We start from the raw sequence: 17,333 nt of genomic DNA on the forward strand, positions 1-17,333 counted from the left end.
TATTAGGGCGCTCAGTCGAGGAGTTTGACGCCGATCGAGAAGTTGGTGTGTTTGACGGCATGGGTAACGAGCCCGAGCACAAGCATGCAGGCGTGTTCCAGCGCCCGCGCCATGGATAGCGGCCCGGCATCCATCGAGCGCAGTCCGAGGCTCTCGACGAAGACCGAGACGCGGGCCTTCGCCTGCACGCCGTCTCCAGCAATGAACACGTCCAACGGGTGGCCCTCGACTGGGCCAGCGGCGAGGACGTGGGCATTCAGGGTGTTGAACGCCTTTACGATTTCCGTATCGGCAGGCGCGGCCTTGGCGATCTCCTGCGCGCCAAAGCTGTCGTCAGGGGTCAAGAAGCCCGAGAAATCGGATTTAATGGGGTTGGTGATGTCGATGAGGATTTTGTCAGAAAGCTTCTCGCCATAGTGCTTCACGATGTCCAGAACCGTCGTGTAGGGAACGGCGAGGATGACGATGTCCCCGGCCGGGATGGCGGCGAACGTTCCTGTCGTTGCACCGGCGCCGAGCGCATCGGCCAACGTCCGCGCTTTGGCGGTGTCGCGAGCCATCAATTCGACCGTGTGTCCGGCTTTGACGGCAAGGCTCGCGATCGCTGCAGCCATGCCGCCTGAGCCGATTATACTGACAGTGCTCATGTTCGTGTTCCTTGCCGGTTTTCTTAATGACATCTCGTTACGCGTCGGGCGGGTGTCTGTTGCCGTTCACGCGCAAGCGTTGCGTCTACTGGATCGCCGATCCATTTATTATTCGGATCACTGATCCAAATATACGGACCGCCGATCCATTTATCAAGGTGCTTCATGAGGGCCGACGCAAAAAAATTACAGCCACCCCCTCGCAGTCGCGCGTGACGTCGTTGCCGAGCACGGGACCGATGTATCGATGCGCGGCTCAGGCCGAGGGGACGGCGCGCATCGATATGACAGGTGGAAGGAGAAGTTTGCCCCCTTTTCGACAGGGCGCAACTTATTGATTTTCATTCGTAAATTGATGTAGCGTCGGCCACGACCGGCGTAAGTCTTGACCCCCGCTACTTTTTCAATATCTTCAACGTTTTCAGATCGTTGTCGCGGATTCCAGCGGGGTCGATCTTCGGCTCCGGGTCACACACTAAAGGACCATTGGACCAACCGGAGTATTTGACGATGACAGCCGTACTTCAATCGATCGATGTTGCTGTCGGGCCAATGCCGGACCGACGTTCCATTCTCCTGCGAATGTCCGCGGACGCGATCTCCAGCGCAGCATGGGGTGCGCCTAGCTCCGCGCCAACGCTGGTGTCGCGCATTTTCAATACGCCGCGTCACACAACGCACTACCTCGAGTGCGGACCGGCCGACGGACCGTTGATGTTCTTCCTGCATGGGTTCCCGAGCATCAGTTTGATATGGCGGGCCCAGATGGAGGCGTTCGCCGGCGGCGGCTGGCGCTGCGTCGCTCCCGATCTGCGCGGCTTCGGCGGCTCTTCTGCCCCGGCAGCCAAAGACGCTTACTCCATAAAGGAAATCGTGGCGGATATGACGGAGCTTCACGACCACCTTGGCGGCAAACCTGCGATCTGGGTTGGCCACGACTGGGGCAGTATCGTGGCTGGGGCATTGGCCGCGCATGAGCCTGAGCGCAGCCGTGGCGTTGTGCTGGCGTCGTGGGCGTATTTTCCTGAGGCGAACAGCCTGCCCACGCTCGTGTCGCTGGTTGATCGAACGATCTATCCGGCTGACCAGTATCCGGATGGCCAGTGGGACTACGTCCGCTACTACATGACGAACTTTGATGGGGCAGTCGCTGATCTTGAAGCAGACCATGCAGCATATCTTGCCTCGGCCTATCAACCCGGCAGTCCTGACGTCGTTGGAAAGGTTTCGCCGATGTCGATCGTAACGCGCAACGGAGGACGCTTCGGCGCTGCACATCGTGCCCCGCCGACTAAACCAAATCCCGCGCTGTGGCTCCCAGCGGACTTCGAGGTGCTGGTACAGTCGTTCAAGGCTCATGGCTTCCGCGGCCCCTGCGCGCTGTATACAAACGATGACGCCAACATCGCCTACGCCCGCGAAGCGGCCAATGGCGGGCGCCTCTCGCAGCCGATCCTTTTCGTTAACGGTGATTTTGATCAAATCTGCACCATCGCTGGAAATCGCCAAGGCGACCCGATGCGCGCGGCCTGCACAGACCTTACCGTGACGAGCCTGCCCGCCGGACATTGGCTCCCGCTTGAATGCAAGGCGGAACTCATCCAGGTCATCCGCAGCTGGCTTCAGAGCAAGAAGCTCTGATGACGGGATGGGAAAGTGGAGTCTCCAACGTGGAGCGGTCGGCCTACGATGGGTCAACCACGCCAGGTTTCGCGTTGAACAGGCCAATCAAGATGCAGTGCGACTTTAACCACCTATAAAGTCTATCCTGTGTTGGATACGAACCTTCATCGAGACTGACCGCCGATGAGCTGACCCACCGAGAGTTTTCGAAGCCTCGCGGATTCAGGCGTTCCAATAACACGCCATACGGCGTCAGAACTCAAAGAGGTGACGCGACCTTGGGCAATGCCCCTGCAAGTGCGTCGATAGCGGACCGCACGCGGGTGGGCAGATGAGGTCCCTCGGGCCAGACGGCCCACACTTCCGATGCGTGAGAAGACATCTGGCGCATTACTCTTACGAGTTCTCCGGACTCGATACGTTTCCGAACGAGCCAATGGGGCGACCAGGCCATCAATCGCGCAGCCAAATCCGATTTATCCGTTGCGCCTCTTAATCCGCTTCGCTGTCACCGATCCCATTACGGCTGCCGCGATGGCAGCAGCGTCACGATCTGATGCCGATCGTCTTGATCGACGATATCCAACGCCACCAAGGTCCCATCATCTTCCCTGATGGAAATCGCCTTGGGGCAATTGATGATGTGTTCGAGGCCGTCCAAGGAGATCTCAAGCGTATTCTTCTTCGGTTCGTAGGTCATTCCCAACAGTGGCGATGACGAGGTAAGGACCTGATCGCCCAAGGTAATCCCGACCACTTCAACCCGAACGTGCTTACCGCTGAGGGTCTTTACAAGGCTTTTGAAATAGGCTTGCCATTCTGCTGGAGCGATGGTCTTGCTCATCATGGTCTTCGTCCTTTTGAAAGCATTAAACTAAGACCAGGTATCGCTGGAATGATATGATCTGAATCAAGGATATCCTTATTTCTTGAGAAATGGTCAGAACCACGAGATTGTTGCATGGCTGCCGTCGTAAGTGCGCAGTAGAAAACACGCGAATTCCGCGCGATCATTCCGGAGTTCTCCCTCTAACCGGCCCCTCGTCGCAAATAGATCGGGGAAAATAACCGGTCCCCATTTTTAGCTTCCAACAGCCGATCCAATGCGGCCATGAACTGTGATCTAGTTGCCGTTCTATATGCGGCCATAGCGAGGATTTGATCTGCATCAATGTGGCAGATCACTGACTAGACATAGTGTTTTTATGGTCAAATCATATTACCAGTTTAGCGACAGGTCCGATGCAGGCCGTCAGTTGGCGGCCAGATTGGTCACGCTCGCCCCTGATCGTCCGGTCGTTTACGCCTTGCCGCGCGGTGGCGTGCCGGTGGCGCTGGAAATCGCACGCGCGCTTCGTGCGCCGCTCGATCTCGTTTTAGTGCGCAAGATCGGTGCGCCGGGCGCTCCCGAAGTGGCGCTCGGTGCCGTTGTCGAAGGCGAAAGCCCTCAGACAGTCATCAACGAGGACGTGCGACTGGCGACCGGTGTCGATGACGCCTATCTCGAGCGCGCGCGGCAGCGGGAACTCACCGAACTCGAGCGCCGCCGCGCACTCTACCTTGGTAACCGCGCGCGACTGGAGCCGACCGGACATACCGCTATCATCGTCGATGATGGACTTGCCACAGGGGCTACAGCCAAAGCCGCGCTCATCGCGATTAAGAGCCAAGGTGCGGCCAAGACCATCCTCGCCATCCCCGTCGCACCGGAAGAAACGCTGGCCGAAATGCGTCAGCACGCCGACGTTGTCGTGTGTCTGAATCCCGCCAGGAATTTTCAAGGGGTAGGCGGATTCTATCGCGATTTCCACCAGCTCACCGATGAAGAGACGATCGGGCTGCTGAGACAAGGGTGGGCCGAAGGCGCTGACGCTGCGCCCGATCACTCCAGGCGCCGGATCGCAGTTCCCCCGCTCGGTCTGGTCGGCGATCTAAGCGTACCGCCGGATCCACGAGGCATCATCCTTTTCGCCCATGGCAGCGGGTCGAGCCGACTCAGTCCGCGCAACATTGCCGTTGCCGACCGGCTGAATGCCGAGGGCTTCGCGACACTTCTTCTGGATCTGCTGACGGTGGATGAGGCGAGAGACCGCCGCAATGTCTTCGACATTCCATTGCTCGCGGAGCGTTTGCTTGAGGCCGCGATCTGGATCGGGGCGGAGCCGGACATCGCCGATCTGCCGCTTGGCCTGTTTGGCGCGAGCACCGGGGCCGGGGCAGCAATGCTGGCGGCAGCGGAGCTTCGGGGCCGCGTGGCGGCGGTGGTCTCGCGTGGTGGTCGCCCCGATCTGGCCAGCCCACGGCTGGGCGACGTGGAAGCGCCGACCCTGTTCATTGTCGGCGGCGACGATCAGCAGGTTCTTGCACTGAACCGCAAGGCACTGGCTGCCCTCACATGTGACAAGCTGCTGAGGATCGTCCCCAACGCCACCCATCTGTTCGAGGAGCCTGGCGCACTTGAGACAGTGACCGAAATGGCAAGCGCCTGGTTCCAGCATTATCTGTCTCCGCCGGTGCAAAGCCACGTGCCGGCGCCCGCAGGAGTTCAGCCAATGTCGCCGGTGTCGGTGGCGGCCTTGCTGCGGGCCGCGGCTGAACCGTTGCCTTCGCTGGATGATCCTGCCTTCCCCGCTGCCTTCGACCGGTTTGCTGATGCACGCGTGGTGTTGCTTGGCGAGGCCTCTCACGGCACCTCGGAATTTTACCAGGCCCGCGCCGCCATCACGCGTCGGCTGATTGAGAAACATGGTTTCACGATCGTTGCAGTCGAGGCCGATTGGCCAGATGCCGCCGCGGTTGACCGTTATGTGCGACAAAGCCCACATCAGCCGATGAATTCAACGCCGTTCGCCCGATTCCCGACCTGGATGTGGCGCAACAAGGACGTCGATGCATTCGTCAGCTTCCTGCGCAATCACAACGCCACAAAATTGCCCAACGACAAGGTCGGCTTCTACGGCCTCGACCTCTACAACATGACGGCATCGATCGCCGCGGTGCTCGCCTACCTTGACCGCGTCGATCCAGAGGCTGCGGCGGTGGCGCGCGGGCGCTATGCCTGTTTGTCGCCGTGGTCGCGGGAGCCGGCGGCCTATGGTCGTGCATCACTGACTGAAGGTTATGCGCTATGCGAGCGGCCGGTGACGCGCATTCTCGTCGATCTCCTGCAAAAGGAGTTCCAATACGCCAAAACGGATGGCGCTGAGTTCTTCGACGCCATGCAGAATGCTCGTCTTGTGGCCGATGCGGAACGCTACTATCGGGCCATGTATTACGGCGCTCACGAATCGTGGAATCAGCGTGACCAGCATATGTTCGATACCCTCCGGAATATCCTCGCATGGGCAGGTCCAAAGACAAAGGCTGTCGTCTGGGCTCACAATTCCCATATCGGGGACGCGCGATTCACCGATATGGGCATGGAGCACGGCGAACTGAACATTGGCCAGTTGTGCAGACAGGCCTATGGACACGACGCTGCCCTGGTCGGCTTCGGCACCCATACCGGGACCGTTGCGGCGGCCTCGGAATGGGACGCGCCAATGGAGATCAAGGCGGTGCGGCCATCTCGTCCCGATAGTTACGAGGCCTTATGCCACGACGTCGGTACTGAACGTTTCCTGTTGGACCTTCGCGCCGGACAGCACGAGGATCTCCGTCGCGGCATGGCTGAGCCGCGACTCGAGCGCTACATTGGCGTCGTCTATCGCCCGGAAACAGAGCGCTGGAGCCATTACAGCTACGCATCGCTGGCCGATCAGTACGATGCTTTCGTCTGGTTCGACAAAACAAGTGCCGTGGTCCCCTTGCCGACGCAGGTGGCTATCGGCGAGGATGAGACTTATCCATTCGGCCTCTGATCCAGAAGCACGCAACCGTTGTCCAAGTTGTTCCGCATGTCAGAATAGGTCAGCGGTCATTGCCATCTTGCATCAACGAGCGCTGATCATCACCTGCACCCGTTCGCGCAGTACGATGGACATCATTCTCCAGGACTGATCGACAAGTTTCAGGCGGTACAGCAATGGGCGGCAATGTCGTCGCAGTCCTTAAGGTGCGGTTTGACAGCCAGTTGCCCTCATAAGCCGCCAGCCATTCTCGACCGGGTTCAATTCCGGCGATCTCGGCGGAAGGATGATCGGGTCGCCTGATCGAGAATGAGCACAACGTGAGAACCTTTATCGACCGCATGGCTGATTTTCTCGCCGAATCCGGCTACCGTGGCGGACTTACGGCTCCATAGCTGCCCAGCAGCAAAGCCGATCATCTCGCGCAACAAATCTGCATACACGCCGTTCTCAACAAGCGAGCGCAGGTTCATGATGTCATTGTTCACCGGCGATCTTTCCATCAGCTTGGTCTTCGACAACACGACCCTACTGGAAAGCACTGAAGGCCTCCCGCAAAGCCGACCACCCGCTCTTCACCATGAAACGCGCGGGCATTCAGCGTTGCTGTCTGCCGTCGCGTACAGCACCTGCCGGGCGCACAGTCGGGCGGAATTTTTTTGCCCTTTTGCCGCTCATATTGATTTGCCTCAATGCGCTAACGCCACAGCAGAACTATCGTAAGATTGTTCGATAATGTATGCTCATTCAGGAGCGATGCTATGCTGAGAGTAAAGCGCGATAGTTTCGGAGGCCCGGCTGGTAACGCTGTGCCGTCGTTGGGTGAAATTGGGGGGCGAGTCTTCGTTCTTGAAGCTGTGGCGACCACCGCTCTAACAAGGCTTTTGAGGCACTGTGCTGCAGATGGTCAAACCGAACACATAGAAGCACTCCGGCGCGCAATCGAAAGGAAATGTCGCGAGGCAAACCTGCCCGAAGCTCAGATTGCGGCTGCGTCGGAATATGCTCAAGAGTTGTTTAAAGACGCAATGGAGCGGGCGGGGAAAACTCCAGTTATAGGGCAATGAGATCCAGAACGACGGTCCTTCGCCGTGGGAACTATTTGCATTCGCAGCGGCGTGCCTTCGTGATCTTTATGCGCGCATTCGATTGCCGAAATGGAAGGTGCGGCGACGTTATCGTGTTGTTGATGGAAGATTCGCTATACCAGTGAGGAGTAGCAATGAACATCCAAGAGATGGCATACGAGGATTGTATTGCCCTCGTAAAAAAACAATGGCTTGCGAGATTGGCCTGCGCGAACGCAAATATCCCGTATGTCGTCCCTGTTCAATATGCGTGCGCCGGTGACAGGTTATACGCATTTACTTTGCCAGGTAAGAAGCTGGATATCATGAGAGGGAACCCCAATGTATGCGTTCAAATTGACCAGCTTAAAAGCAAGCACTCTTGGAAAAGTGTAATTATCGATGCGAGATTCGTCGAGCTTGATGGCGATGAAAGTCGCGAAGAAAAGCATCGGGCCTGGTCCCTGCTAGCGCAACACCTTGATTGGTGGGAGCCTGGTGCTTTGAAACCATCCTCCAGATTGGCGGATGCAACCCCAAAAACACACACTTTCTTTGCTCTCGATATGATTGACGTAAGTGGGCGCGCCACGGCGAGCTAGGAAACGAGGAACTTCCAAGGTGCGAGGAGAGCAAAAAGTCGCTTTCGTCTCCTCATAAGGATTTTCGCCATGCCAAAAATCGACGGTAAAAATTCAAGTGACAAAGGCAATGCAGTAGCGCCAACGATTGGGGAAATTGAAGGTCGTTTTCTTGTTCTTGAGCTTGTCGCTTTGAGTTCCATGACAAGATTGCTTCGTCTCCACGACGAACAGGAAAAAGCAGACCTAATTGCAGAGATACGGCACGATATCGAAATTAAAGGCCGCGATTGTGGACTTCATTTTCGAGATATAATCGACGCGCAAAGCTACGCCGAAGATTTATTGAGGGACGCTCAAGCTCAAGCGGACGGTCTCGATGACATTAAGCATGCATTCCTGAAATCAGATAGGGATGAGTAAATGCTAGCGGGTAGTGGGCTCCCCATCGCTTTATGGTGAGTCCGGCATCACATTCAGGTCGATGTTTTGCGGGCATTGATGCCAGCAGATGGTCAAACAAGCACGAAGCGGGCGGATTGCTATCCAGGTGGTTCACACACTCATCACAACTTGCATGATTGTCGGACCGATTGGAGGAATATGTGTGCTGACCAGCTGCGTTGTTGAGCCTTGACACCTACCCGCGCGCCATCCTCAGCCATTCCGCTTCAGACAGAACCGTGACCCCGAGCCTTTTTGCCTCGGCAAGCTTCGACCCGGCGCCTGGGCCGGCAACGACAAAGTCGGTTTTCCCCGAGACCGAAGTTGCGGCTCTGGCGCCAAGCCGTTCCGCCTGCTCTTCCGCCTCTTCGCGCGTCATCGATGTCAGCGATCCTGTAAAGACGACGATCCGTCCTGCCACGGGCGACAGAATGTCGGATCGCGGCATGTCAAGGATAACTACTTGCCCGATGAGGCGCCGGACGATGTCGAGATTGTGAGTCTCACCAAAATAGGACGCGATGCTGTCGATGACGGTGTCGCCGATTTTGTCGAGCGCATTCATTTCCTGTCTCGCTCCCGCATCGCCCGCCGCGATTTTCAAACATGCGGCTTCAAATTGGCTCCATGAGCGATAGGTTCTGGCCAGGACCAAGGCTGTCGTCTCGCCCACATGGCGAATGCCCAGCGCATAGATGAAGCGATCAAGGGCAATACGGCGGCGCATCTCAATCGCGCGAAACAGATTTTGAGCGGACTTTTTACCGAAACCCTGCTGGCCTGCGAGGCCGATGTCGCTGGCGCGCCCTGCCAATGTGAAGATATCGGCGGGCTCGCAAATCCAACCATGTTTGAAGAGGAATTCTATTTTCTGTTCTCCGAGACCTTCGATATTGAAGGCGTGACGGGATGCCAGCAGCTTGAGATGTTCGATCTTTTGGTAGGGGCAGGCCAATTCTCCCGAACAGCGCAGATGGGCGCCTTGCTCCCCGGAATGTGTCAACTCTCGCACGACCTCCGTCCGCAGGAAGCACGGGCATGTCGTTGGAAAATCGTAGGGTTGGGAGGTTTTTGATCGCTTTTCCGGTAAGACGTCAACAACTTGCGGGATCACGTCACCGGCGCGTTCGATGACGACTGTATCATTGATGCGAATGTCGCGTCCCCCACGAATAACCTGTCGGTTTGCGCTGATGCCTGCGATGTAATCCTTGTTATGAAGCGTGGCCCTTCTAACGACGACGCCCCCAATATTGATTGGCTCAAGCTTAGCAACTGGCGTCAGGACGCCCGTGCGCCCCACCTGCATCTCTATATCCGTCAGGACGGTTACGGCGCGTTCCGGTGGAAATTTGTGAGCGATCGCCCAGCGTGGGCTACGTGCGATCGAACCGAGCTTGTTTTGCCAGTCGATCCTGTCCACCTTATAGACGACGCCGTCGACATCGTAGTCGAGTTTCGCCCGAATCTCCTCGACTTCTTGATGAAACGCGAGCAATTCTCGATCCGAATGACAAGTCCTGGCCAGAGGGTTCGTTTTAAATCCGCAGGAAGCAAACCAGCGCATCATGTCGGATTGAGTAGCCGCCGGCATCCGGCTCATTTCGCCCCAGGCATATGCGAAGAAACCGAGGGGACGAGAGGCGGTAATCCGCGGATCCCTCTGGCGCAAGGAGCCGGCTGCCGAATTGCGCGGATTGGCGAAGGTTTGCTTGCCGGCCGCCACCTGAGCTGCGTTGAGTTTCAGGAAATCGGTCTTGGTCATATAAACCTCTCCCCGCACCTCACAAATATCCGGCACGTTGCCGCCACGCAGCCGCTGGGGTATTTCTGTCACCGTTTTGATGTTGGCAGTAACGTCTTCACCTTCGGCGCCGTCACCACGTGTGGCGCCAGTGACAAGGGCACCCTTCTCGTATCGCAACGATATCGAAAGACCATCGATCTTTGGTTCCGCGCTGAAGGCGATGGCTTCCGTTCCCCGAATTTTGAGCGACCTGCAGATCCGGTCGAAGAAATCGCTGACTTCTTCATCGGACATGGCATTTTCAAGGGAAAGAACCGGCACGACATGGTGGACTTTGCGGAATTCGGTCGCCGATGCGGCGCCAACCCTCAGGGACGGGGAGTCGGCGCGTAGCAATTGTGGAAATCGTTGTTCGATCGCAGCGTTGCGGGCGCGAAGCGCGTCGTATTCCGCGTCGGTGATTGTTGGCCGATCCTCTTGATAATAGCGCTGATCGTGAGCGGCGATTTCCTTTGCAAGCCGTTCGAGTTCAGCAGCGGCTTGTGCGGTGGTGAGATCGTCAGCAGCAATGTCGTTGGTGTTTTTCACTGTCGAACTCAGCCCTGGTGTTGCCGGAGGTAAGCATGTCAGACCCAATCCGAATCCCGGTTGTGGATGCCGCCGAGGCATCGACTCTTGCCTTCAGGCTTGAATCGGCGAAGGCATCGAGGGCTCCAGGCCGCATCTCATTTGTAACAGCTGGAGCAATCGACACGATGATCTTGATCAATCACAGTCGATCTGGCGCCAAATTCGCCGTCTTCGCAGTTTGATTGCGCGCAATGCGCTGCCAAGGCTGCTCGTTCAGAATGCATTCGTGTGGAGCGGTCGATTTCGCGCGAGAATCCGCCAATGTCGAAAGAAATGTCATTTGAACCGCGCTTTATGGCGGGCGACCAGCGGCGATTTTGCGTTTATTCTCAGCGACTTCGCCCTCTCCAGCCCTGCCGATTCTTTAAGGAGAATGACGTCGATGCCTTACAATTCGATAGGAGAATTGCCTCCTTCCGTTGGCAATCATCTGCCGATCCATGCTCAGGAAATTTATCGGGCAGCGTTCAACAATGCATGGGAGGAATATGCCGACCGCGGCAGGGTGCGGGAACAGATTGCACACCGTGTTGCTTGGGCAGCCGTCAAACGGCTTTACGTCAAACAGCGGGACGAGTGGATCTCCCGAGCCTGATGGGTATCTCTCCCATCATTCGTCTCCGGTTCCCTGGTCTTCCTCAAAGTAAACCGATCCCTCATGTGGTCGCGGCAACAATGAGACAGTTCGGCCTCCGTGCAGAAACGAACCATGGTCACGCGTTTTGATCCACATCAATGAAGGAGTGCTTAGAAGAGCGTTCTCTAAAATTCCTGCGGGATCGAGCCAGATTAGGTGACGCGACGCAAGATGAAGCGTCCCTGACGCATCGACAGAGTCATGAACCTGTATTGGCAGTGACATCCGGCAGGCAGGATTTGCCGCCCTTTTGCTTTTGCGCCTTCGGGAGAACTTAAGGCGGAAGAGCAAGGATTGGCGGTGCCTGTAGGGATTTGTCCAACTCCAGGAGATGAGCCATGGCTGACGCCGTTACAAAACTGCCTATCCAGAAATCCTCTGTGCCTGCAAAGGCTGAACAATGGGCACCGTTTGAGACCCTGCGTCGAGAAATCGACCGCGTGTTCGACGGCTTCCGTCCGTTCGATTGGCGTCTGCCGTCGAAAATGCTCGATTTCGAAGTGCCCCGTATCTCCCGCGCCGAATGGCAGATCGCTCCAGCCATCGATCTCGTCGAGAAAGATGGCGGCTACGAGATCACGGCGGAGCTTCCCGGCCTTGATGAAAAAAACGTCGAGGTCAAACTTTCCAATCACACATTGACGATCACGGGAGAGAAGAGCGAGGAAAAGGAAGACAAGCGGAAGGATTACTATCTGTCCGAACGCCGCTACGGTTCCTTCCAGCGCAGTTTCCAACTTCCTGAGGGCGTCGATGCCGACAAGATCGACGCCCAGTTCGCCAAGGGCGTGCTGACGGTCAAATTGCCAAAGACCGCCGAAGCAAAGAAGGCGGAAAAGAAGATTACCGTCAAGACGGCCTGATGTCCCGCGAGTCGCCTTCGGTGCGCCATCCGTTGTGGCGCACCATCGGTATGTCGGTTTCAGCATGTTCTGCGTATGCAGAAAGCGACCCGGATGAAACGCTATCAAAAAAGGCGCTGATGGGAGCCCTCACGCTCTATCTCGATTTTATCAATCTGTTCGTGATGCTCTTGCGGTTCACCGGTCAACGACGGGCATAGCGATTGATTTGGCGCCAGGAGTGAGCCACCGGGCAACTGCTTCTGTTGCGCTGATGGCCGGCGACCGAGCCGTTGGCGCCGGCGCCGCAGCCAGCCTGCACTTCATGCAGTTTCCGGGCAAGAACAAGTCAGGAAATCCGTATTGGAAGAGCAATAATTTGATTCAAATCAACGTCGTAGTATTCTGATTTTGCTTACTATTTGCAAAAATCAATCTGAAGAGCCCTCAGGTTTCCGCGGGGTGCTTGGTGTTTTTGCGAACGCCCTTTCTTTATTTCTGATGGAGAGTAAAGATGAAGATATTAACGGCAATTGCGGTCTCTTCTATGGGCCTCGTCGGCCTGATGACCGGTAATAATGGCAGCGATGCGGTTACCAAGGGCCCGCGAATTACACACCTGGCCGTTATCTCCGCAGAGCGAATCCGAATTCAGCAATCGCGTGCACGGCTAGATGCCTTGCGTGGGGCTTTGCTCCAGCAGAAAGCCCGACTGCGCGCGAAATCCGCAAACGACGGCGTCGTGCTTCCGGTTTAAACGGGGGCGCCTTTCGTCGATTGCTTACAAGTCCAGAAGAGCTGAAAGGAGCAAGTCATGGACGATATCACCCTGAGACAAAACATTCTCGATGAACTTGAATTCGAACCGAGCATCGACGCCGCGAGTATCGGCGTCGCTGTCGACAATGGCATCGCAACCCTCACTGGCCATGTCAGCTCGTATTCCCAAAAGGAAACCGCCGAACGGGTCGTGAAGCGAGTGAAGGGCGTTCGCGGCATTGCCGAGGAGATCGAAATCAGGGTTTTCGGCACTTATGAAACGGAAGACGAAGACATCGCCAGCCGGGCCGTGAAAATGCTCGACTGGAATGTGTCCGTTCCGAAGGGCGCTGTCCAGGTCAAGGTCCAAAAGGGCTGGGTCACGCTCACAGGTAAAGTCGAATGGCAGTATCAGAAGAACGCTGCGGCTGATACCGTTCGCGACCTTGCTGGGGTGGTTGGTCTATCCAACATGGTGGAGATCACCCCACGCGTCAGTGCCAATGATGTGAAGAAGCGGATCGAGGACGCATTCAAACGGGACGCGGGACTCGAATCCCAACGCATCAGCGTTGAAGTTTCCGGCGGCAGCGTCACTCTTAAGGGTAAGGTTCATACCTGGTCGGAACGGACAGCGGCGGACCGTGCGGCCTGGTCCGTTCCGGGGATCAAGAACGTGATTGATCAAATCGCGGTCGGGTGATCTCATTCGACGAAGAAAGGGATTTGGTGCGACGTCAAACGTGTCGCACCAAATCTTCGATTCAAGTCCGTGGGCCTGCACAGACACCAGATACGAGCTGCGCCACCGATCCGGGCCGTCCTGGTCTACCACCGATCTTAACGGCCCATTGCTGCTCGTTGCGGATGAGGTTCCGTCCGCCAATTTTGACGCGGATCAATGTAGTTCTCTGCAATGCTGTTAGGTTTGGTTCGCTAGTTCAATAGGCGTTTGTATCGGCGTGCTCTGCTCGATCGCAGATTTGCAATATCTGGGCGATCGACAAAAGCCGTATTCCAATGAAGCGCGAGGCGAGCCCGAGGAGGCGACCCATGTCTCTACTATTGATAGTCCTGAGATAGTCCTGATCCTCTTCTTGCTGTTCGGCGGCGGCGGATACTATGGCTATAGTAGATATGGCGGAAGGGGATTGGGCGGTGTCGGTCTTCTGCTTATCGTCGTCCTGGTTATTTTGTTGTTTGGTGGACACATGGGACGCTTCTAAAGCAGCGATTTGTCCGGTTACGCGCCGTTTGCAAGTCGTGCCACGAATTGTCGGAGTGTCAGCTCACGGGCAAGAGAAGATCAGGCTGGATGCATCCCCACTGTTGCAGAAGCGGCTACATACCACCAGGGAGCCTCTGCGTTGCAAAAGCACAACCCGCCTCCACCAAGAAATGTCGAAGCGTCGGTCCGAGAGACGGCCCCAACAGCAGGTTTTCCGGTGGATCGCCGACGCGCGTTGGTCAGCCGCTTCTGGCGGAGTGCGTCGGGCTTCTGGCGAGGCCCAAAGGCCTTAACGGCATGGTTGCCGACTGCGGCTCTCTTAGCAAGCGTGTTGCTGCAATTGCTGATCCAATATCGCCTGAACTATTGGGGGCGCGATTTTTTTGACGCTTTTGGGCGTCGTGACAGCGCCGTCCTGAGAGCCCAGGCACTGCTTTTCTTGCCGCTTGCCGGTGCAAGCATTCTTGTTGCGGTTCTTGGTGTCTGGTCGCAGATGACGACGCAGCGACGATGGCGTGCATGGCTGACACAGCATTTGATTGATCGTTGGCTCGCCAATGACCTGTTCCGAAAACTTCCATTTGCCGTCGGCGAGGATCAGAACGCTGAATATCGGATCGCGGAAGATGCCCGCGTTGCAACTGATGCCCCAGTCAGCATGGCAGTAGGCTTGCTGAAGGCGGTACTCAGTGCGGGAATCTTTATCGGCATACTTTGGAATGTCGGTGGCGACCTCGTCATCGGCGTCGTCGGACATGAATTGACGGTGCCCAAATATTTGGTCATCGCAGTTGCGACCTATTCGGCGCTTATGACTCTCGCAATGACCATCATCGGTCGTCGTATGGTGAAAATTATTGCCGGCAAGAACGCTGCCGAGGCGCAGTTTCGTTCGATTGGCTCGAATTTGCGTGAACGCGACACGGCGGCGGCGAGATCGCAAGGAGAGATTCAACAGCAGCACTCGCTCAGTCTAGCGCTAGATGACGTAATAAATCGTTGGCGTGAGCTGTGCGCCCAGCTGATGCGTACGACCCTCGTATCTCAGGGAAACGTATTGCTCGCCCCGGTCATCGGCTGGGTCCTATGCGCTCCGAAGTATTTGGTTGGGACGATGTCACTGGGTGAGGTCGCCCAGGTGACCGCAGCGTTCGTTATTGTCCAGGCGGCGCTCAATTGGCTGGTCGACAACTATGCGAGTTTGGCGGACTGCCTTTCCTCGATCAATCGCGTCGCTTCGTTGCTCATGGTGCTTGATCAGCTTGATAGCGAAGGGCGCGATTAAGTTCGCCACGCAGTCGGCGTCACAGAAAGTCGGGTCAAGGCTCGGAAGCAACCCATTCCAACCATGTGTGGGCAATGGACTTTGTCCACGCCCAGTTGGCCACGGCTCCGTCCCGTGTCCATTTTTTAACGGCGATGCTCAGGCATGTCCTTAAGCTGGTCCTTGGTCCAGGTCGTGACCGCATGGACCTCGCAATCCTCATCACCCATGAAGTCAAGGTCCGTCAACGGAACCGCAACCGGCTTGGCGCCTATTCTGAGAAACCCGCCGACGTCGATGATCGCCTGGCTGCCGGCATCGTGGACGTGCGTGCAGCTTGCGGCCTTGTGCAGGATTTGAGGCTTCTTATCTTTTAACTAGTTCTACAGGCAATTCTGCAATGGATCGAATGGTGCCCAATATGCTGTCCGAAAGCTCAGTCGAGATACTGCCGCCTGTGCGCGAAGACACGCCCGGACCGGATAGGGTTACGTGCCTTTGCTGTCATAAAGCCCGATCGTTATCCAGCATGGATGACGATGGTTGCGGGATATGCGACGAGTGCCTCGCTCCATGACCGACGAAGTACTAGAGAACACTCCCGCGCCGGCCTCGACGCTCGCACGTTCTCTCGCCAAGTTGCCACACGGCTGTCTCGAGTCGCGACGATCGAAAGCATTGGATCGTCGATCCGTATTGAGGGCGCCAAATGAAGGGACCGCGACGTCGAACGACTGCTCTCGAACCTCCGTCTCGGCTCGTTCACCAGCCGAGACGAACGGGAGGTCGCAGGCTATGCCGAGGTGATGGAAACGATCCTCTCCTCCTTCGACGCGATCCCGCTTAACGAAAATCACATCCGCCAACTCCATCTGCTCGCTCACTCGAGCCAAGACTGATTGCATCGAAGGCCCCGCCGAAAGGCGAGCCTTCCCTTTTGAGGATCATTTGTTCAGTGCATCCTTGAGCGCCTCCGCAGGCGCAAATATCAGCTTCTTCGAAGCCCGGGATGGAGGTCTCAGCGTCGGAGCCGGCAGCTTCTGCAATTGCCTTGAACACGGCTTCGACGATGCCTTTGGCCTGGACCTTCGTCAGGCTGTTGTCGGCCGCGATCTTGTCGGCAATTTCATTGGTGGTGGTCATGGAATTCCCTCGCATAATTTATGAAGACGGAATCCCTGTCAGCTTGCGATGAGTTTATCATTGACGCGCTGCGAGGACGAATGCCGGATAGTCCGGATTTCCACAGCTGGTTTTGGTTTGTAGCCTCGATTTCGTTTTTTGCGGAGAAGCTCGAGGAACAGCTCAACAGCATGCTTCTCTTCATTAAAGACGTGCACCTTCTGCTGGCCGTGTGTCCCGATCCTCCCCCAACTGCGCACCAGCGACACTTCTCCAAAGAGTGTCGGTTGGACGGCAAGCGCATAGAACCGTGCCATATTCTTCTCAGGCTCGATACGCTCGATATAAAGGTGATAGGGTTGAACGATCATCTACGCAGAATCGCGCGTTCGGATTCCGGCGTCCAATCAGAGTTTTGAATCGTTCGATGCGCACGGATTCATTTTCGTGATCTCAGGTTGCCGCCGACGCTGACTTGCCGCTGGTGGTGACGAAGACGGTATCTGGTGGGGCGCTAGTCATCGTCACTCACGTCGTTTCATACGTTCGACGTTCCTGTAAAATCGGCTCTCGCCGACAGATGCTTTCATGTCGTCGCCCCGGAACTAGATAGCCCGCCCGCACCTGAGCGGCGGGTTGCCGGCGGTGAACACGATTTGTTCGTCGCCGCGCATGCGCAGAACCTCATGCGGAAGGATCAGTGGCCGACGCGTGAGCCGCTTCGAGCGTATCCGCGATGATCCCGACATCTGCGACGAACGGGGAGGCCCAAAGGTTTTCGTACAATCACGATATGCAGCCGTTATAGCGTTCCGCAGTGAACCAACTCGTTCTTCTGCTTGGCGCTGACTGGGCCGCGCTCGAGACAAGGCAATGAAAGACTTTACCTTTCAT

15 protein-coding genes and 6 pseudogenes are annotated in these 17,333 nt (G+C 56.6%); 12 read left to right on the plus strand and 9 right to left on the minus strand.

The window, feature by feature from the left end:
- Positions 1–11: 11 nt before the first annotated feature.
- Positions 12–647: an NADPH-dependent F420 reductase gene (locus AB8B29_RS30190; RefSeq protein WP_037200544.1), complete on the minus strand. Its 636-nt coding sequence runs from the start codon at positions 645–647 to the stop codon at positions 12–14.
- Between the two features lie 510 nt (positions 648–1,157).
- Here AB8B29_RS30190 and AB8B29_RS30195 point away from each other — a divergent pair.
- Positions 1,158–2,288, plus strand: coding sequence for an alpha/beta fold hydrolase (locus AB8B29_RS30195; RefSeq protein WP_244655240.1), 1,131 nt, complete (start codon positions 1,158–1,160; stop codon positions 2,286–2,288).
- Between the two features lie 502 nt (positions 2,289–2,790).
- Here the strand turns inward: AB8B29_RS30195 and AB8B29_RS30200 are convergent.
- Positions 2,791–3,117, minus strand: coding sequence for a DUF5335 family protein (locus AB8B29_RS30200; RefSeq protein ID WP_113102332.1), 327 nt, complete (start codon positions 3,115–3,117; stop codon positions 2,791–2,793).
- A 358-nt stretch (positions 3,118–3,475) separates the two neighbouring features.
- Here AB8B29_RS30200 and AB8B29_RS30205 point away from each other — a divergent pair, with 358 nt between their 5' ends.
- On the plus strand, positions 3,476–6,130 hold the full coding sequence (locus AB8B29_RS30205; RefSeq protein WP_113134182.1) for an erythromycin esterase family protein: 2,655 nt from the start codon (positions 3,476–3,478) through the stop codon (positions 6,128–6,130).
- A 72-nt stretch (positions 6,131–6,202) separates the two neighbouring features.
- On the opposite strand, the pseudogene AB8B29_RS30210 reads toward AB8B29_RS30205, so the two are convergent.
- A pseudogene (locus AB8B29_RS30210) lies at positions 6,203–6,474 on the minus strand (transposase); the annotation flags it as partial.
- A pseudogene (locus tag AB8B29_RS30215) lies at positions 6,469–6,606 on the minus strand (IS256 family transposase); the annotation flags it as partial. The pseudogenes AB8B29_RS30215 and AB8B29_RS30210, both read right to left, overlap by 6 nt.
- Positions 6,607–7,340: 734 nt before the next feature.
- On the opposite strand from AB8B29_RS30215, the gene AB8B29_RS30220 reads away from it, so the two are divergent.
- Complete coding sequence (locus AB8B29_RS30220; RefSeq protein WP_113102329.1) at positions 7,341–7,787, plus strand: pyridoxamine 5'-phosphate oxidase family protein; 447 nt, start codon at positions 7,341–7,343, stop codon at positions 7,785–7,787.
- A gap of 69 nt (positions 7,788–7,856) precedes the next feature.
- On the plus strand, positions 7,857–8,189 hold the full coding sequence (locus AB8B29_RS30225) for a hypothetical protein (protein WP_113102328.1): 333 nt from the start codon (positions 7,857–7,859) through the stop codon (positions 8,187–8,189).
- Positions 8,190–8,406: 217 nt separating this feature from the next.
- On the opposite strand, the gene ligA is transcribed toward AB8B29_RS30225, so the two are convergent.
- Positions 8,407–10,545 (minus strand): NAD-dependent DNA ligase LigA, encoded by a 2,139-nt coding sequence (gene ligA, locus AB8B29_RS30230; protein ID WP_312865289.1) that lies wholly within the window; start codon positions 10,543–10,545, stop codon positions 8,407–8,409.
- Positions 10,546–10,867: 322 nt separating this feature from the next.
- Here ligA and AB8B29_RS30235 point away from each other — a divergent pair, with 322 nt between their 5' ends.
- The 8 genes and pseudogenes from AB8B29_RS30235 to AB8B29_RS30270 all read left to right on the plus strand — a co-directional run bounded on the left by AB8B29_RS30235 (position 10,868) and on the right by AB8B29_RS30270 (position 15,338).
- Positions 10,868–11,182, plus strand: coding sequence for a ChaB family protein (locus AB8B29_RS30235; RefSeq protein ID WP_376774255.1), 315 nt, complete (start codon positions 10,868–10,870; stop codon positions 11,180–11,182).
- A 380-nt stretch (positions 11,183–11,562) separates the two neighbouring features.
- Positions 11,563–12,087: an Hsp20/alpha crystallin family protein gene (locus tag AB8B29_RS30240; protein WP_037200533.1), complete on the plus strand. Its 525-nt coding sequence runs from the start codon at positions 11,563–11,565 to the stop codon at positions 12,085–12,087.
- Between the two features lie 74 nt (positions 12,088–12,161).
- Positions 12,162–12,287, plus strand: a pseudogene (locus tag AB8B29_RS30245) (BAX inhibitor (BI)-1/YccA family protein); the annotation flags it as partial.
- Between the two features lie 20 nt (positions 12,288–12,307).
- Positions 12,308–12,475 carry a hypothetical protein gene (locus AB8B29_RS30250; protein ID WP_162734460.1) on the plus strand — a complete coding sequence of 56 codons (168 nt, stop codon included), beginning with the start codon at positions 12,308–12,310 and terminating at the stop codon, positions 12,473–12,475.
- 105 nt (positions 12,476–12,580) lie between these two features.
- Positions 12,581–12,823: a hypothetical protein gene (locus AB8B29_RS30255; RefSeq protein ID WP_092576817.1), complete on the plus strand. Its 243-nt coding sequence runs from the start codon at positions 12,581–12,583 to the stop codon at positions 12,821–12,823.
- A gap of 57 nt (positions 12,824–12,880) precedes the next feature.
- Complete coding sequence (locus tag AB8B29_RS30260; RefSeq protein WP_037200529.1) at positions 12,881–13,528, plus strand: BON domain-containing protein; 648 nt, start codon at positions 12,881–12,883, stop codon at positions 13,526–13,528.
- Between the two features lie 259 nt (positions 13,529–13,787).
- A complete protein-coding gene (locus AB8B29_RS30265; RefSeq protein WP_439006970.1) occupies positions 13,788–14,051 on the plus strand; it encodes a DUF3309 family protein in 264 nt (87 codons plus the stop codon).
- Between the two features lie 141 nt (positions 14,052–14,192).
- Complete coding sequence (locus tag AB8B29_RS30270) at positions 14,193–15,338, plus strand: SbmA/BacA-like family transporter (protein WP_092576812.1); 1,146 nt, start codon at positions 14,193–14,195, stop codon at positions 15,336–15,338.
- 125 nt (positions 15,339–15,463) lie between these two features.
- Here the strand turns inward: AB8B29_RS30270 and AB8B29_RS30275 are convergent.
- The 4 genes and pseudogenes from AB8B29_RS30275 to AB8B29_RS30290 all read right to left on the minus strand — a co-directional run.
- Positions 15,464–15,649: pseudogene (locus AB8B29_RS30275) on the minus strand (PRC-barrel domain containing protein); the annotation flags it as partial.
- Positions 15,650–16,261: 612 nt separating this feature from the next.
- A pseudogene (locus AB8B29_RS30280) lies at positions 16,262–16,460 on the minus strand (HU family DNA-binding protein).
- 38 nt (positions 16,461–16,498) lie between these two features.
- Positions 16,499–16,810, minus strand: coding sequence for a WGR domain-containing protein (locus AB8B29_RS30285; protein ID WP_092576810.1), 312 nt, complete (start codon positions 16,808–16,810; stop codon positions 16,499–16,501).
- A 237-nt stretch (positions 16,811–17,047) separates the two neighbouring features.
- Positions 17,048–17,308: pseudogene (locus AB8B29_RS30290) on the minus strand (type IV secretory system conjugative DNA transfer family protein); the annotation flags it as partial.
- Positions 17,309–17,333: the final 25 nt, after the last annotated feature.

This window comes from Rhizobium sp. 11_C7_N12_5 (genome assembly GCF_051811145.1).
GTDB lineage: Bacteria > Pseudomonadota > Alphaproteobacteria > Rhizobiales > Rhizobiaceae > Rhizobium > Rhizobium lusitanum.

What these genes read in the sequence shown, in the direction of transcription:
- AB8B29_RS30255 (WP_092576817.1), top strand. Translation starts at nt 12,581, where the DNA reads ATGAAGATATTAACGGCAATTGCGGTCTCTTCTATGGGCCTCGTCGGC.
- AB8B29_RS30190 (WP_037200544.1), bottom strand. Translation starts at nt 647, where the DNA reads ATGAGCACTGTCAGTATAATCGGCTCAGGCGGCATGGCTGCAGCGATC.
- AB8B29_RS30195 (WP_244655240.1), top strand. Translation starts at nt 1,158, where the DNA reads ATGACAGCCGTACTTCAATCGATCGATGTTGCTGTCGGGCCAATGCCG.
- AB8B29_RS30200 (WP_113102332.1), bottom strand. Translation starts at nt 3,117, where the DNA reads ATGATGAGCAAGACCATCGCTCCAGCAGAATGGCAAGCCTATTTCAAA.
- AB8B29_RS30285 (WP_092576810.1), bottom strand. Translation starts at nt 16,810, where the DNA reads ATGATCGTTCAACCCTATCACCTTTATATCGAGCGTATCGAGCCTGAG.
- AB8B29_RS30260 (WP_037200529.1), top strand. Translation starts at nt 12,881, where the DNA reads ATGGACGATATCACCCTGAGACAAAACATTCTCGATGAACTTGAATTC.
- AB8B29_RS30240 (WP_037200533.1), top strand. Translation starts at nt 11,563, where the DNA reads ATGGCTGACGCCGTTACAAAACTGCCTATCCAGAAATCCTCTGTGCCT.
- AB8B29_RS30225 (WP_113102328.1), top strand. Translation starts at nt 7,857, where the DNA reads ATGCCAAAAATCGACGGTAAAAATTCAAGTGACAAAGGCAATGCAGTA.
- AB8B29_RS30220 (WP_113102329.1), top strand. Translation starts at nt 7,341, where the DNA reads ATGAACATCCAAGAGATGGCATACGAGGATTGTATTGCCCTCGTAAAA.
- AB8B29_RS30205 (WP_113134182.1), top strand. Translation starts at nt 3,476, where the DNA reads ATGGTCAAATCATATTACCAGTTTAGCGACAGGTCCGATGCAGGCCGT.